This is a genomic window from Streptomyces sp. NPDC053069, from assembly GCF_044546895.1.
GTDB lineage: Bacteria > Actinomycetota > Actinomycetes > Streptomycetales > Streptomycetaceae > Streptomyces.
Genome location: NZ_JBITZN010000003.1, coordinates 59,931 through 74,274 on the forward strand (window position 1 = coordinate 59,931; position 14,344 = coordinate 74,274).

12 protein-coding genes are annotated in these 14,344 nt (G+C 71.0%); 2 read left to right on the forward strand and 10 right to left on the reverse strand.

What is annotated here, in order from left to right; genetic code table 11:
* The first annotated feature begins 9 nt into the window (after positions 1-9).
* The gene (locus tag ACIGXP_RS07270; RefSeq protein WP_399765046.1) at positions 10-2,361 is read left to right on the forward strand and encodes an ATP-binding cassette domain-containing protein; all 2,352 of its coding nucleotides are present in this window, start codon (positions 10-12) and stop codon (positions 2,359-2,361) included.
* 9 nt (positions 2,362-2,370) lie between these two features.
* Here ACIGXP_RS07270 and ACIGXP_RS07275 read toward each other — a convergent pair whose 3' ends face one another.
* From ACIGXP_RS07275 to ACIGXP_RS07305, 7 genes are all read right to left on the reverse strand, one after another.
* Positions 2,371-2,856: a hypothetical protein gene (locus ACIGXP_RS07275; RefSeq protein ID WP_399765049.1), complete on the reverse strand. Its 486-nt coding sequence runs from the start codon at positions 2,854-2,856 to the stop codon at positions 2,371-2,373.
* Between the two features lie 31 nt (positions 2,857-2,887).
* The gene (locus ACIGXP_RS07280; RefSeq protein ID WP_363215556.1) at positions 2,888-3,448 is read right to left on the reverse strand and encodes a hypothetical protein; all 561 of its coding nucleotides are present in this window, start codon (positions 3,446-3,448) and stop codon (positions 2,888-2,890) included.
* A gap of 80 nt (positions 3,449-3,528) precedes the next feature.
* Positions 3,529-4,338, reverse strand: coding sequence for a lysophospholipid acyltransferase family protein (locus ACIGXP_RS07285; RefSeq protein WP_399765053.1), 810 nt, complete (start codon positions 4,336-4,338; stop codon positions 3,529-3,531).
* Positions 4,338-5,108, reverse strand: a complete 771-nt coding sequence (locus ACIGXP_RS07290; protein ID WP_363215554.1) for a GNAT family N-acyltransferase — start codon at positions 5,106-5,108, stop codon at positions 4,338-4,340. Before ACIGXP_RS07290 ends, ACIGXP_RS07285 begins: the two co-directional genes overlap by 1 nt.
* Positions 5,109-5,255: 147 nt before the next feature.
* A complete protein-coding gene (locus tag ACIGXP_RS07295) occupies positions 5,256-6,005 on the reverse strand; it encodes a succinate dehydrogenase/fumarate reductase iron-sulfur subunit (protein ID WP_399765056.1) in 750 nt (249 codons plus the stop codon).
* The gene (locus ACIGXP_RS07300) at positions 6,002-7,951 is read right to left on the reverse strand and encodes a fumarate reductase/succinate dehydrogenase flavoprotein subunit (RefSeq protein ID WP_399765058.1); all 1,950 of its coding nucleotides are present in this window, start codon (positions 7,949-7,951) and stop codon (positions 6,002-6,004) included. The genes ACIGXP_RS07295 and ACIGXP_RS07300 overlap by 4 nt, the downstream gene beginning before the upstream one ends.
* 1 nt (position 7,952) lies before the next feature.
* Positions 7,953-8,624 carry a succinate dehydrogenase gene (locus tag ACIGXP_RS07305; RefSeq protein WP_363215574.1) on the reverse strand — a complete coding sequence of 224 codons (672 nt, stop codon included), beginning with the start codon at positions 8,622-8,624 and terminating at the stop codon, positions 7,953-7,955.
* A gap of 119 nt (positions 8,625-8,743) precedes the next feature.
* On the opposite strand from ACIGXP_RS07305, the gene ACIGXP_RS07310 reads away from it, so the two are divergent.
* Positions 8,744-9,628, forward strand: coding sequence for a LysR substrate-binding domain-containing protein (locus ACIGXP_RS07310; RefSeq protein ID WP_363215551.1), 885 nt, complete (start codon positions 8,744-8,746; stop codon positions 9,626-9,628).
* A gap of 115 nt (positions 9,629-9,743) precedes the next feature.
* On the opposite strand, the gene ACIGXP_RS07315 is transcribed toward ACIGXP_RS07310, so the two are convergent.
* The 3 genes from ACIGXP_RS07315 to ACIGXP_RS07325 all read right to left on the reverse strand — a co-directional run bounded on the left by ACIGXP_RS07315 (position 9,744) and on the right by ACIGXP_RS07325 (position 13,963).
* On the reverse strand, positions 9,744-11,888 hold the full coding sequence (locus ACIGXP_RS07315) for a putative bifunctional diguanylate cyclase/phosphodiesterase (RefSeq protein WP_399765061.1): 2,145 nt from the start codon (positions 11,886-11,888) through the stop codon (positions 9,744-9,746).
* Entirely contained in the window at positions 11,885-12,697 is an 813-nt protein-coding gene (locus ACIGXP_RS07320) for an SAM-dependent methyltransferase (protein ID WP_399765064.1), read from the reverse strand. The genes ACIGXP_RS07315 and ACIGXP_RS07320 overlap by 4 nt, the downstream gene beginning before the upstream one ends.
* Before the next feature lie 309 nt (positions 12,698-13,006).
* Positions 13,007-13,963: an SCO0930 family lipoprotein gene (locus ACIGXP_RS07325; protein ID WP_399765067.1), complete on the reverse strand. Its 957-nt coding sequence runs from the start codon at positions 13,961-13,963 to the stop codon at positions 13,007-13,009.
* Positions 13,964-14,344 lie beyond the last annotated feature (381 nt).

The window sequence follows — 14,344 nt, forward strand, 5'->3', positions numbered from 1 at the left end:
GTTCCCCCCATGCACAGCCCCCGCGACCCGCACGACCCCTGCGTCCGCGTACGCGGAGCCCGTGAGCACAACCTCAAGGGCGTCGACGTGGACATCCCCCGGGACGTACTGGCCGTGTTCACCGGCGTGTCCGGCTCGGGGAAGTCGTCCCTGGCGTTCGGCACGATCTACGCCGAGGCTCAGCGGCGGTACTTCGAGTCGGTCGCGCCGTACGCGCGCAGGCTGATCCACCAGGTCGGGGCGCCCAAAGTCGGGGAGATCACCGGGCTGCCGCCCGCGGTCTCGCTGCAGCAGCGCCGCTCGGCCCCCTCCTCCCGTTCCTCGGTGGGCACGGTCACCAATCTCTCGAACTCGCTGCGCATGCTGTTCTCCCGCGCCGGGGAGTATCCGGCGGGCGCGGACCGGCTCGATTCGGACGCCTTCTCGCCGAACACGGCGGCCGGGGCCTGCCCGGAGTGCCACGGCCTGGGCCAAGTGCACCGCACCACCGAGGAGTTGCTGGTGCCGGATCCCTCGCTGTCCATCCGCGAGGGTGCCGTCGCCGCCTGGCCCGGTGCCTGGCAGGGCAAGAACCTGCGTGACATCCTCGACGCGCTCGGCCATGACGTGGACCGGCCCTGGCGCGAGCTGCCCGCGCGGGAGCGGGAATGGATCCTGTTCACGGACGAGCAGCCGGTCGTCACCGTCCACCCGGTGCGGGACGCCGACCGCATCCAACGGCCGTACCAGGGCACGTACATGAGCGCCCGCAGGTATGTGCTGAAGACCTTCTCGGACACCAAGTCCGCGTCGCTGCGGGCGAGGGCGGAACGGTTCCTGACCAGCGCCCCGTGCCCGGTGTGCGGGGGCAGCCGGCTGCGGCCCGAGGCGCTCGCGGTGACCTTCGAAGGCCGGAGCATCGCCGAACTGGCCGCGCTGCCGCTGACCGACCTGGCCGCCCTGCTGGACGGCGGCGGCGAGGCGGGCACCGAGACCGTCCGGGTCCTCACCGAGGACCTCACCTCCCGGATCGCACCGGTGGTCGAGCTGGGCCTCGGCTATCTGAGCCTGGACCGCGCCACTCCCACCCTGTCGGCCGGTGAGCTGCAACGGCTGCGGCTGGCCACGCAGCTGCGGTCCGGGCTGTTCGGCGTGGTGTACGTGCTGGACGAGCCGTCCGCGGGACTGCACCCGGCGGACACCGAGGCACTGCTGACCGTGCTGGACCGGCTGAAGGCCGCGGGCAACTCGGTGTTCGTGGTGGAGCACCATCTGGAGGTGGTGCGCGGCGCCGACTGGCTGGTGGACGTGGGCCCCGGCGCGGGCGAGCACGGCGGACGCGTGCTGTACAGCGGGCCGCCGGCCGAGCTGGCGTCGGTCGAGGAGTCGGCGACGGCCGCGTTCCTCTTCGACGAGTCACCGGGTCCCGCACGTGCAGTCCGCGAGCCGCGCGGCTGGCTGACGGTGGGTCCGGTGACCCGGCACAACCTGCGCGCGGTGACGGCCGAGTTCCCGCTCGGCGCCTTCACCGCCGTCACCGGGGTCTCCGGCTCCGGAAAGTCCACGCTGATCGGTGAGTTGACGGAGGAGCTGGCGGGGGTGGACCGGCTGGTCCGGGTCGACCAGAAGCCGATCGGGCGCACCCCGCGGTCCAACCTGGCCACCTACACCGGTCTGTTCGACGTCGTACGCAAGGTGTTCGCCGAGACGCAGGAGGCGCGAGCGCGCGGGTACGGCGTGGGCCGGTTCTCCTTCAACGTGGCGGGGGGACGCTGCGAGACGTGCCAGGGCGAGGGGTTCGTGAGCGTCGAGCTGCTGTTCCTGCCGAGCACGTACGCGCCCTGCCCGGACTGCGGCGGTGCCCGCTACCACCCCGGGACACTCGAAGTGTCGTACCGGGGGCGGAACATCGCCGAGGTGCTCGATCTGACGGTGGAGGCCGCGGCGGAGTTCTTCGCCGGCATCCCGGCCGCCGCCCGCAGCCTGGGCACCCTGCTCGACGTGGGCCTCGGCTATCTGCGGCTCGGTCAGCCGGCGACCGAGCTGTCCGGCGGCGAGGCGCAGCGGATCAAGCTGGCGAGCGAGCTGCAGCGCGGGCGGCGCGGGCACACCCTCTATCTGCTGGACGAGCCGACGACCGGCCTGCACCCTGCCGATGTGGAGGTGCTGATGGAGCGCCTGCACGGGCTGGTCGACGCCGGGCACACCGTCGTGGTGGTCGAGCATGACATGACGGTGGTCGCGGGCGCGGACTGGGTGATCGACCTGGGCCCCGGCGGAGGTGACCGGGGCGGGCGGATCGTGGCGGCGGGGGCACCGGAGCGGGTGGCCCGGGCGGAGGGCAGCGCGACGGCGCCCTTCCTGGCCCGGGTCATGCCCTGAACGGGGCGCTCAGGTACTGAGCAACCGGTTGAAGAACGAACGATAGCGGCGCAGCGCTCCGCGGAGTTCCTCGGTGTCGACCCGCTCGCCGTGGCTCCACTGGGCCTCCAGGTCCTTCTTGTGCTGGGCGAAGGTGGATGCCAGGGCCTGCATGACATCCGCCACGAGTGTGTCGGCGTCGTGCACGGCCTCGCGGGGATCGTCCACGAACTTGTTCTGGGTCTGCTGCCACCGGTCGCGGAACCGGCGCTCCTCGTCGTCCGTCAGCAGCTGCGGAACCTCCTCGTCCGAGGCGGCCGGGGCCTCGGGGGCCTCGGCGTCGGCTCCACCCGTGACGGAGTCGCCGCCCGCGCCCTCCGACGCGGTGCTCTCCCCGGGATAGACGGGGGCTCCTGAGGATGCCGGCTCCCCCTCCGGGCCGGTGGTGGACGGCTGGGCGAGGTCCTCGGTGGACAGACCGCCGGTGGTGCGGTCCTCGTCCTCGTTTCTGTGCATGGCGTTCCTCCATGCGGGGTCGTGGTCGTGGTCAGGACCGGGCGGGCTGCGCCCGGCCGCCGCCGTCGGAGAGCAACTCGTCGAACAGGGCGCGGTAGTGCACCATGGCACCCCGCAGCTGCTCGGTCGTCGCCTGCTTGCGGGTGGTGAGGGTCTCCACCTCGTGCGCGGCCCGGTAGTGCTCCAGCGTGGCGCCGTGCTCCACCGAGAGGTCCTTCAGCTGCTGCTCGAATCCCTCGGTCGGGTATCCGCGCTCGTGCATCAGGGAGGTCACCAGCCGGTCCGCGTCGTGCACCGCGTCCTCCGGGCGGTCGACGAACTCCTCCTGGACACTGCTCCACTCCCGCGTGTAGCGGTCCCGAGAGACGGTGGGCAGCGGTTTGATCTCCAGCGAGTCGTGTCGCCGCTCGCGGGCCCTGAGCTCACGCTCTGCGGCGAGCCGGCTGTCGGATCCCTCGACCGTCCGTTCGTACTCCGGGCCGAAGCGCTGACGGAGGTGACGGCGGCGCATCAGCAGTGCGGCCGCCACAGCGGCCAGAGCGACCACCACCACGATCGGGATGATGATCGCCAGAAGCGTTCCCGTGGACATGGCCACACGCTCCTCAGGGAGTAGTGATGTGCACTGTCCGTCTTCCCATTCGCCCGATATGTAAGCTTTCTCGGCGATGGTCAGGCGGAGAGCAGGGCCTCGTGGGTCCAGGCGGGCTCCGGGGCGACCGGCTGGGCTGCGCGGGCGAGGGACCGGCGGTCGGCATGGGTGCCCGGCGGTATCACAGGGAGTGTCTCCACCTCCGCGATCAGGCCGCGCGTACGGGCCACCCGCCACAGGGAGGCCAGCAGGGTGTCCTCGCCGACGAACGCCGCCGCCGTGCCGGCCGTACCGCCGTCCTGGGTGTAGCGGAGCCGTACCGGCTGCACGGGCGCGCCCGCGTCCAGCGCGGCCTGGAAGACCGCCCGGTGGAAGCGGCCGTGGGCCCGGCCGCACCAGGTGCTGCCCTCGGGGAACGCGGCCACGGCCGCCCCCTCGCGCAGCGACCCGGCGATCCGGGCCACCGTCCCGGGCAGGGCACGCAGCCGGTCCCGCTCGATGAACAGGACCCCGCCGCGCGCGGCCAGCGCGCCCGCCACCGGCCACTGCCGGATCTCGGTCTTGGCCAGCATCCGGGCGGGCCGTACGGCGGTCAGCAGCGGGATGTCCAGCCACGAGACATGGTTGGCGACCAGCAGCAGCCCGCCGGCCGGTGCGGCGGGACCGGTGCGGCGGACCCGGACCCCGATGGCCCGCACGATCGCCCGGCACCACCGCCCGACCCACTCGGCGGGGATCCTCCCGCCGAGCGGTGACAGCGCGGTCCCGGCCAGCAGCAGGACCACGACAGCGGCCAGCCGCAGCACGGCCCGGGGTACGGCCGCGGCGGCCGGGGCCGGCTCCACACAGGCGCCCGGGGTGCAGGGCGCGCTGGGCAGCCAGACGCTCATCAGGCCGGCACGAGGGAGAGGAAGTGCCGCAGATAGCGCGGGTTGACCCGGCGCATCGACAGCAGCACATACAGGTCGGCGACCCCGAAGTCCGGGTCGTGCGCGGGCGCGCCGCACACCCAGGCACCGAGGCGCAGGTAGCCGCGCAGCAGGGCGGGCAGCTCGCTGTGCCCGGCCGGGGTCTCGGCGTTCGGGACCCACGGCAGCAGCGGCCGTACCCGGAACTCCTCGGGCCCGAGGTGCTTGGCACTCACCCGCTCCCAGGTGGCCGTCGCGAGGGCGCCGCCGTCGGCGAGCGGCACCGAGCAGCAGCCCGCCAGCCACTCGTGCCCGCGGTCGGTCATGTAGCGGGCTATCCCGGCCCAGATCAGGCTGATGACGGCGCCGTCGCGGTGGTCGGGGTGCACACAGGAGCGGCCGACCTCGACCAGTCCGGGCCGGATCCCGTCGAGCGCGGCCAGCTCGAACTCGCCCTCCGAGTAGAGCCGCCCGGCGACCGCGGCCCGCTCCGGCGGCAGCAGCCGGTAGGTGCCGACGACCTGCCCGGTGGCGGTGTCGCGGACCAGCAGGTGGTCGCAGTGGGCGTCGAAGGCGTCGACGTCCAGTCCCGGCTGCGGCGTGGCCAGCAGGGCCCCCATCTCACCGGCGAAGACGTCGTGCCGCAGCCGCTGCGCGGCCCGCACGTCGTCCTCGTCACGGGCGAGGGTGACCGTGTAGCGGGTCGGTGCCGCGGGCTGTGGGGGGCGGTCGAGGGTGGAAACGCCGGTCATGGCTCTCTCCTGGTCATGGGCCGGTTCGGCGACGGCGGCGGGCTGGGCGGTATCGGCCCGCCGCTCCTTTTCTTCCGACGCCGGTTGGCGTGCGCGTGACCTGAGCGGGGAGAGCGGATGTGGGAATGCTGAACGCCGGGAGCGGCGCTACCTCTTCCCCGCCTTCCGGGTGGCCCTCAGCCACTCCTTGTTCATGTGGGTGATCGACATCAGCGGAATGCCCTTGGGACAAGCGGTCGCGCACTCACCCGTCAGCGTGCACCCGCCGAACCCCTCCTCGTCCATCTGCGCCACCATGTCCAGCACCCGCGTCTCCCGCTCGGGCGCGCCCTGTGGCAGCACGTTCAGGTGGTTGACCTTGGCGGAGGTGAACAGCATCGCCGCCCCGTTGGGACACGCGGCCACACACGCCCCGCACCCGATGCACTCCGCGTGCTCGAAGGCGAAGTCGGCGTCCGCCTTCGGCACCGGCGTGGCGTGCGCCTCCGGTGCGGACCCGGTCGGCGCGGTGATGTAGCCGCCGGCCTGGATGATCCGGTCGAAGGCGGAACGGTCGACCACCAGGTCCTTGATCACGGGGAAGGCCGCCGCCCGCCACGGCTCGATGTCGATCGTGTCGCCGTCCTCGAAGGACCGCATGTGCAGCTGGCAGGTCGTCGTCCGCTCCGGTCCGTGCGCCTCGCCGTTGATGACGAGCGAGCACGCGCCGCAGATGCCCTCGCGGCAGTCGTGGTCGAAGGCGACCGGTTCCTCGCCGGAGAGGATGAGCTGTTCGTTGAGGACGTCAAGCATCTCCAGGAAGGACATGTCGGACGAGATGCCGTCCACCTCGTATGTGGACATGGCGCCTTCGGCGTCGGCGTTCTTCTGGCGCCAGACGCGCAGGGTGAGCTTCATGCGTAGCTCCGCTGGGTGGGATGGACGTACTCGAAGACCAGGTCTTCCCTGTGCAGGACGGGTGCCACGCCGGTGCCGGTGAATTCCCAGGCCGCCGCGTAGCCGAACTCGTCGTCCTTGCGCGCGGCCTCGCCGTCCGGGGTCTGGGACTCCTCGCGGAAGTGGCCGCCGCAGGACTCGGCGCGGTGCAGCGCGTCGAGGCACATCAGCTCGGCGAGCTCCAGGTAGTCGACGATGCGGTTGGCCTTCTCCAGCGACTGGTTGAACTCCTCGCCGGTGCCCGGGACCTTGATGCGCCGCCAGAACTCCTCGCGGATCTGCGGGATGCGCTCCAGGGCCTTGCGCAGCCCGGCGTCGGTGCGGGCCATGCCGCAGAACTCCCACATCAGCTCGCCGACTTCGCGGTGGAAGGAGTCCGGGGTGCGGTCGCCGTCCACGGACAGCAGCAGGTTGAGCCGGTCCTCGGTCTCGGCCAGCACCTCCTGCACCACGGGGTGTTCGCCGGTGACCTGCTCCTGGTGCGGGTTGCGGGCCAGGTAGTCGTTGATGGTGGCCGGCAGCACGAAGTAGCCGTCGGCCAGGCCCTGCATGAGCGCGGAGGCGCCGAGGCGGTTGGCACCGTGGTCGGAGAAGTTGGCCTCGCCGATCGCGAACAGGCCCGGGATGGTGGTCTGCAGGTCGTAATCGACCCACAGGCCGCCCATCGTGTAGTGCACCGCCGGGTAGATCCGCATCGGCACCTCGTACGGATCCTCGTCGGTGATCCGCTGGTACATGTCGAAGAGGTTGCCGTACTTGGCCTCGACCGCCTTGCGGCCCATCCGCTCGATCGCGTCGGCGAAGTCGAGGTAGACGCCCTGGCCGCCGGGGCCCACTCCCCTGCCCTCGTCGCAGACGTTCTTCGCGGCGCGGGAGGCGATGTCCCGCGGGACCAGGTTGCCGAAGGACGGGTAGATGCGCTCCAGGTAGTAGTCGCGCTCGTCCTCGGGGATCTGGTTCGGCGGGCGGGTGTCGCCCTTGGCCTTGGGCACCCAGATCCGGCCGTCGTTGCGCAGCGACTCGCTCATCAGCGTCAGCTTGGACTGGTGGTCGCCGGTGCGCGGGATGCAGGTGGGGTGGATCTGCGTGAAGCAGGGGTTGGCGAAGTACGCGCCGCGCCGGTGCGCCCGCCAGATGGCGGTCGCGTTGGAGTTCATGGCATTGGTCGACAGGTAGAAGACGTTTCCGTAACCGCCGCTGGCGAGTACGACGGCGTCCGCGAAGTAGGTGTCGATCCTGCCGGTGACCAGGTCACGGGCCACGATGCCGCGAGCCCGCCCGTCGACGACGATCAGGTCCAGCATCTCGGTGCGCGGGTGCATCTCCACGTTGCCCGCGGCGATCTGCCTGCTGAGGGCCTGGTAGGCGCCCAGCAGCAGCTGCTGGCCCGTCTGGCCGCGGGCGTAGAAGGTGCGGGAGACCTGGACACCGCCGAAGGAGCGGGTGTCGAGCAGGCCGCCGTACTCACGGGCGAAGGGCACGCCCTGGGCCACGCACTGGTCGATGATCTCGACGGAGATCTGTGCGAGGCGGTGGACGTTGGACTCGCGGGCGCGGAAGTCGCCGCCCTTGACGGTGTCGTAGAACAGCCGGTGGATCGAGTCGCCGTCGTTGCGGTAGTTCTTCGCCGCGTTGATGCCTCCTTGCGCGGCGATGGAGTGGGCGCGGCGCGGGGAGTCCTGGTAGCAGAACTGGACGACGTGGTAGCCCTGTTCGGCCAGGGTGGCGCCCGCCGAGCCGCCGGCCAGGCCGGTGCCGACGACGATGATCGTGTGCTTGCGGCGGTTGGCGGGGTTGACCAGCTTGGCCTCGAATCGGCGCTTGTCCCAGCGCTCGTGGATCGGGCCGGACGGCGCCTTGGTGTCGGTGACCGGTTCGCCGGTCGGGTAGTTCACGTAGTCGGTCATGTCAGCTCACCACTCCGGTCATGACGCCCACGGGTACGGCGATGAAACCGGCCGTGAGCAGCAGCGCGAGGACGTTGGCGACGGTCTTCAGGGCGCGGTCGCGGGCGCGGCTGCCGACGCCGAGGGTCTGCGCGGCGCTCCAGAAGCCGTGCCGGATGTGCAGACCGAGCGCGAGCATCGCGACGATGTAGACGACGTTGCCGTACCAGGTGGAGAAGGTGTCGACCACGTTCTGGTACGGGTGGCCCTCCTGGAAGCCGCCGGAGTGCACGGTGCCGGTGGTCAGGTCCAGGATGTGCCAGACGATGAACAGGCCGAGGATGATGCCGCCCCAGCGCATGGTGCGGGTGGCATAGCTCGCCCGGGGCCTTGTGTGCACGTACTTGCTGGGCCGCGCCTTGATGTCGCGGCGGCTGAGCTGGTACGCGGACGTGGCGTGGGCGACCACGGCGACGACGAGGACGATCCGGATGAGCCAGAGCGTCCACTCGTAGTGCATGAAGGGTTCGCCGATGGTGCGCAGCCAGTGGGCGTAGTGGTTGAACTCGCCCGCCCCGAAGTAGATCTTCAGGTTCCCGATCATGTGCGCGACCAGGTACAGCAGCATGATCAGGCCGCTGACGGCCATCACCGTCTTCTTGCCGACGGAGGAGTCCCACATCGTGCGCGCCATGGACGTCCGTCGGTCCGTCCGCGTTGCCAGAGCCATGGACAGCACGCTAGGGGCGCACCCCCCGATCGGTCCAAGACATGGTCCAGCTTGTTTCCATAGGCGGGAACTATCATTGCTGTATGCAGTTCCAGCAGCTCCAGTACTTCGTCGCCGTCGCCGAGGCCCGGCACTTCACGCGCGCCGCCGAGCTGGTGCATGTCGCCCAGCCGTCGTTGTCACAGCAGATCAAGGCGCTGGAGCGGGAGCTGGGCGCGGATCTGTTCCTGCGCGCCCGGGGCAACATCACGCTCACCGACGCCGGCGAGGCGCTGCTGCCGCTGGCCCGGCGCATCCTGGCCGACGCGGACACGGCGCGGTACGAGGTGCAGGAGCTGGTGCAGCTGCGGCGGGGCCGGGTACGGCTGGGGGCGACGCCGAGCCTGTGCACGGGTCTGCTGCCGGATGTGCTGCGCGCCTTCCACGACCGGTATCCCGGCATCCAGTTGCTGATCGAGGAGGGCGGCTCGCACGACCTGGTGCGGGAGCTGGCGCGCGGCGCCCTTGATCTCGCGTTGATCGTGCTGCCGCTGCCCACGCCGGCGCCCGCGCTGTCGACGGTGGAGCTGCTCCGGGAGGAACTGGTGGTGGTGTCCTCCCCCGAGGCACCGGCTCCCGGCCGGGGAGGACGGGCCGTGCACATCGGCGACCTGGAGGGTGAGCGGCTGGTGATGTTCCGGCACGGGTACGACCTGCGGGAGCTGACCGTGGCGGCATGTCGCTCCGCCGGGTTCGAGCCGGAGTTCGCGGTCGAGGGGGGTGAGATGGATGCGGTGCTGGGGTTTGTCCGGGCGGGCCTCGGTGTCGCCGTGGTTCCGCAGATGGTTGCCACCCGGGCTGGGCTGGGACTCAAGGTGACTCCGCTTGCCCGTCCCGGGCTGCATCGGACGATCGCGTTGGCTCACCGGAGCGATGTGGCTCCGCCGCGGGCTGCCAGGGAGTTGCAGCGGATGCTGCTGGAGCGGTGATGCCGGGCCGCTGACAGGATGCCACCGCGCAGGCGGTGGGGCCGGCTGCAGCTCCCCAGGGACGCGGGGAACCGCGTGACCGGCCACGACGGACCCGCAGCCGAAAACGGACCGGTCAGCCCGTTGCGTCCACCAACGCCAGGTCGTGGAGTCGTTCCGGTGGGCCCGGGCGGGCGTAGTACCAGCCCTGGGCGGTGTCGCAGCCCAGTATCCGGAGTTGTTCGGCCTGGGCGCCGGTTTCCACGCCCTCGACCGTCACGGCGAGGTCGAGGCTGTGGGCGAGGGAGACGATGCCCTCCACGATCTTCAGATCGACCGGGTCGGCGGGGAACTGCTGCATGCCCCGGGTGAAGGAGCGGTCCAGCTTCAGGATGCGCACCGGGAGGCGGCGCAGGTTGGCGAGGTTGGAGTAACCGGTGCCGAAGTCGTCCAGGGCGATGTCGACGCCCATCTCGGCGAGCCGGTGCAGGGGTTTGAGCAGATCGTCGTCGGCGCCGATGAGCGCGGACTCGGTGACCTCCAGGCACAGGGCTTCCGGAGCGACCCCGGCCCGCTCCAGGATGTCGACGGTGTCCTGCACCAGGCGCGGATGGCTGAGCTGGCAGGGCGAGAGGTTGACGTTGATCCGCAGGGGCCCGGCGGCCTCGTCCTCGCCGTGCCGTTCTCGCCAGGCGCGGGCCTGCCGGATGGACTCCTCCAGGACCCAGCGGCCGAGCGGCACGATCAGGCCGGTGTGCTCGGCGAGCGGGATGAAACGGTCGGGGCCGAGCACGCCGTGCTGCGGATGCAGCCAGCGGACCAGGGCCTCGGCTCCGCGCACGCTGCCGTCGCCGAGGTGGACGAGCGGCTGGTACTCGATGAAGAACTCGCCGCGTTCCAGGGCCGTCGGCAGGGCCGTGGTCAGGCCGTGGCGGGTGATGGCGCGGGCGTCGGCCTCGGGGTCGGCGAGTTCGGAGCGGTTGCCGCCCGCCGACTTGGCCCGGTACATCGTGATGTCCGCGCTGCGCAGCACCTCGGCGGCGGTGCGCTCGCCGGCCGGGCCCTCGACGATGCCGAGGCTGCCGCGCACCATCAGATCGCGGCCGTCGATGCTGATCGGGGTGACCAGCGCGTTCATGATCCGCTCGGCCAGCTCGTCGACCTTGCGCGCGGTGCCGGGGCCGGTGGTCAGCGCCACGAACTCGTCGCCGCCGAGCCGGGCGACCATCTCGCCGGGCGCGGTCGCGCAGGACTGCAGCCGGTCGGCGACCTCCACCAGCAGCCGGTCGCCCGCCGCGTGCCCGAGGCTGTCGTTGACGGTCTTGAAGCCGTCCAGGTCGAGATAGCACAGGCCGAAGTGCTGCCCCTCACCCGCGTTCAGCACCTTCTCCAGGCGCTCGAAGAACAGCGTGCGGTTGGGCAGGCCGGTGAGCGCGTCGTGCGTCGCCTCGTAACGCAACCGGAGATTGAGCAGCCGACGCTCGGTGGTGTCCTCCATGAGGGCGAGCTGGTACTGCGGTCTGCCGTCGGCGTCGCGCAGCAGGGAGACCGTCAGGTTGGTCCACAGGACCGTGCCGTCGGGCCGGTTGAAGGCTTTTTCGAGGTGGTAGTGCTCGCGCTCGCCGCGGACGAGTTCGTCGTAGAGCTTCCAGGTCTGCGGCGCGTCCTCCGGGTGCACCCAGTCCTGGACGCGGCGTCCGCGCAGGGCCTGGCCGGACTGCCCGAACATGCGCAGCAGCGCCTCGTTGACCTGGAGGACATTGCCGTCGAGGTCGGCGATGCCGATCCCTATGGCCGCGCCCTCGAAGACGGCGCGGAAGCGGGCCTCGCTGGCGTGCAGCGCCTGCGCGACCACGCCCTGGGCCTGCAGGGCGGCCTGGGCGATGGATTCCTGCTCGGCGAGGGTGCGCTCGCGCAGCGCCACGGCGTACCCGGCGGCCATCGCGTGCTGCAACCGCGAGGAGCGCAGGCGGGGTTCGTCCTGCGGACCGTCCCCGGCGCAGTACAGCACCAGATAGGCGTCGACGCAGTCCAGGGTCCGGGCGAGTGCCTCCGGGTCGGTGCAGTGCGCGCCGACCAGCGCGGCGCCGACCGCCTTCGCGCCGTCCGCGTCGAAGCCGTGCGCGCGCAGCAGCTCGCTCAACCGGCGTGCGAGGGGCAGGAGTTGTTCCTCGAACTCGGCGCGGGTCAGCGATGTGGAGGTCACCGGGTAGACCGCCCGGCTCCAGATCGTGGTGAACCGGCGCAGTCTGTCCTCCGGCCCGTCCGGCTCGGCCCTCACGCCGTACGCCCCACGCCGGCGAATCCGGAGAAGGCGAACGGATCCTCGTCCTCCGGCGCCGACTCCGGCCGCCAGTGCGGCATCGGCACCAGTCCCGGTTCCACCATGTCGTACCCCTCGAAGAACCGCGCGATCTCGTCGCGCGAGCGCATGATCAGCGGGTTGCGAATGTCCTTGTATACGTCCACCGCGCCCTCGGCCCGCTCGGCAGGCACCGGGATTCCCTCGTACGAGGCATGGGTGAGGATCAGCAGGCTGCCGGGCGCGAGCGCGTCGCGCAGCTCGGCCACCGCACCGTAGGGGTCGTCCGCGTCTTCCACGAAGTGCAGTATGGCAACGAGGAGGAGCGCGACTGGCCGGTTCAGGTCGATCAGCCGCTCGACCTGGGGGCTGGACAGGATTTCCTGCGGCTTGCGCAGGTCCGCGGCGACGACGTCCGCGGTGTCGTCGGCCGCCAGTACCGCCTGGCTGTGTGCGACGGCGACCGGGTCGTGGTCGACGTAGACCACGCGGGCACCCGGTGCGGCCGCCTGGGCCACTTCGTGGACGTTGCCGAAGGTCGGGATGCCGGAGCCGATGTCGAGGTACTGGGTGATGCCCTCGCCGGCCGCGAACCGTACGGCGCGGCGCATGAACGCCCGGTTGGCCTGCATGATCTTCGGCAGCCCCGGCATGAACTCCATCGCCTTGCGGGCCGCTTCCCGGTCCACCTCGAAGTTGTGCGAACCGCCCAGGTAGTAGTCGTAGATCCGCGAGACGCTCGGCACCGAGATGTCGATGCTCCGGGGGGCCCAGGCGGGGCGCTCCATGTATCACTCCAAGGCGTAGGCGACAGGGACAGGCGATCCGGTGTTCGAGCTGAGGCTACTGATCGCCCGCGAAACGGGCGAGTCAAACCGGAAATTGACCGTCCGTTCCCGGTCACTGCCTGGGAAGTCGCTGTCGCGTGTGCCGCGTTTTGCCCGTCTTGCGAGTGCGGGTTGCGGGGGCCGGCCGGCACGGCGCCCGTGCCCCCTTTCGGGCACGCAAAACGGTCCGCCCCCTCCGTGCGGTGCGGAGGGGGCGGACCTGCGGTGGCGCTCCGGGCCGGGCGGGGCGATCGACCCTGGGGAGGTGATCTAGTTGCCCGGCGCGCCGACCGGCTTGCCGTCGGGCGAGACGGCGTACCAGGTGCCGCCCACGCCCTGACCGTTGGTGTCCCCGGGGGCCTTGTCGCCGGAGAAGGTGTAGATCGGCCAGCAGTTGACGGTCATCTGCTTCACTCCGTCGGGACGGGTGAAGCCCATCAGGCCCTTCTTCTTGACGCCCTGGGTGTCCTCGGGCTTGACGACGCCGACGGCCGGCCACTTCTCCAGGCAGGCACCGGTGCAGTTCGAGACGGACTTGGGCCAGGCCTTGTCCTTCATGAAGCGGTAGACCGTCCTGCCGTTCTTGTCCACGACGATGTCGCCGAGCTTGGGGTCCTTGCGCACGGACAGCCCCGGCAGGGAGGACAGGGAGGCCTTCTTGCCGTTGGGGGCGAGCGCGAACCACTTGCCCCCCACGCCCTGGCCGTTGACGTCACCGGCGTTGACGTCCTTGACGTAGCGGTAGGCGGGCCAGCCGCCGATGGTGAGCTGCTTGCTGCCGTCGGCGCGGGTGACCTCACCCAGCAGCGCCTTGTCGATGCCGGCGCCGGCCGTGGCGTCGTCGGCGGGTACCGGCGGCCAGGTGGTGGCACAGTCACCGTTGCAGTTCGACTTGGGCGGGTTCGCGGTGTCCTTGTCGAACCGGTACAGGGTGAGGCCGGAGCCGTCGGTCAGTACGTTGCCCAGGTCCGGGTTGGCGGCCACGGTCAGCTTGCCCGCGGGGGCGGCCTTGGTCGGGGAGCTGGAGGCCTGGTTGCCGTCGGCACCGTAGCCGTTGCCCGTTCCGGTACCGGCACCGGTGGTCGGGCTGCCCGCGGGTGCCGTGGCCCCGACGTTCTGGGCCGCCGACGCCGGAGTGGTGCTGTTGTCCTGACCGCACGCCGTCGTCAGCGCCAGCACCGAAGCGGCTGTGGCCACCAGTGAGGCGGTCCGCCAGGAGGTCTTCATGTCCAACTCCCCATTATCGCCTGGATGTTGCAGCGCTCTGCTGCGCCGCCGCACGGCCATTGGTACGCACCGAGGGGGTCGGAGCGTTCAACGGGGACGAGAAGTTCTTCGGGAAATTCTTCGGGCAATTCCTTCCGGACCCCGCCGGGTCGTGTGACGCGCACCGCCGCGGGAGGCTCGTACAGGCGTACATGTCGCGCCAACTGCACACTTCACCTATTCAAACCATTGATCGCATCATGTCCTCCCTTCGGAGCAATCCCGGCGCACTCCGGCATACGGCCGGGTTCGGCACCCCATGATCTTCGTCGTGCATGGACCCGAAGCGACCCGACGCGCGCCCGCCGTACGGGCGTTGGCTCTGGTGACGCTGACCTGGAC

What these genes read in the sequence shown, in the direction of transcription:
- ACIGXP_RS07310 (WP_363215551.1), top strand. Translation starts at nt 8,744, where the DNA reads ATGCAGTTCCAGCAGCTCCAGTACTTCGTCGCCGTCGCCGAGGCCCGG.
- ACIGXP_RS07295 (WP_399765056.1), bottom strand. Translation starts at nt 6,005, where the DNA reads ATGAAGCTCACCCTGCGCGTCTGGCGCCAGAAGAACGCCGACGCCGAA.
- ACIGXP_RS07305 (WP_363215574.1), bottom strand. Translation starts at nt 8,624, where the DNA reads ATGGCGCGCACGATGTGGGACTCCTCCGTCGGCAAGAAGACGGTGATG.
- ACIGXP_RS07270 (WP_399765046.1), top strand. Translation starts at nt 10, where the DNA reads ATGCACAGCCCCCGCGACCCGCACGACCCCTGCGTCCGCGTACGCGGA.
- ACIGXP_RS07325 (WP_399765067.1), bottom strand. Translation starts at nt 13,963, where the DNA reads ATGAAGACCTCCTGGCGGACCGCCTCACTGGTGGCCACAGCCGCTTCG.
- ACIGXP_RS07280 (WP_363215556.1), bottom strand. Translation starts at nt 3,448, where the DNA reads ATGTCCACGGGAACGCTTCTGGCGATCATCATCCCGATCGTGGTGGTG.
- ACIGXP_RS07275 (WP_399765049.1), bottom strand. Translation starts at nt 2,856, where the DNA reads ATGCACAGAAACGAGGACGAGGACCGCACCACCGGCGGTCTGTCCACC.
- ACIGXP_RS07320 (WP_399765064.1), bottom strand. Translation starts at nt 12,697, where the DNA reads ATGGAGCGCCCCGCCTGGGCCCCCCGGAGCATCGACATCTCGGTGCCG.
- ACIGXP_RS07300 (WP_399765058.1), bottom strand. Translation starts at nt 7,951, where the DNA reads ATGACCGACTACGTGAACTACCCGACCGGCGAACCGGTCACCGACACC.
- ACIGXP_RS07290 (WP_363215554.1), bottom strand. Translation starts at nt 5,108, where the DNA reads ATGACCGGCGTTTCCACCCTCGACCGCCCCCCACAGCCCGCGGCACCG.
- ACIGXP_RS07285 (WP_399765053.1), bottom strand. Translation starts at nt 4,338, where the DNA reads ATGAGCGTCTGGCTGCCCAGCGCGCCCTGCACCCCGGGCGCCTGTGTG.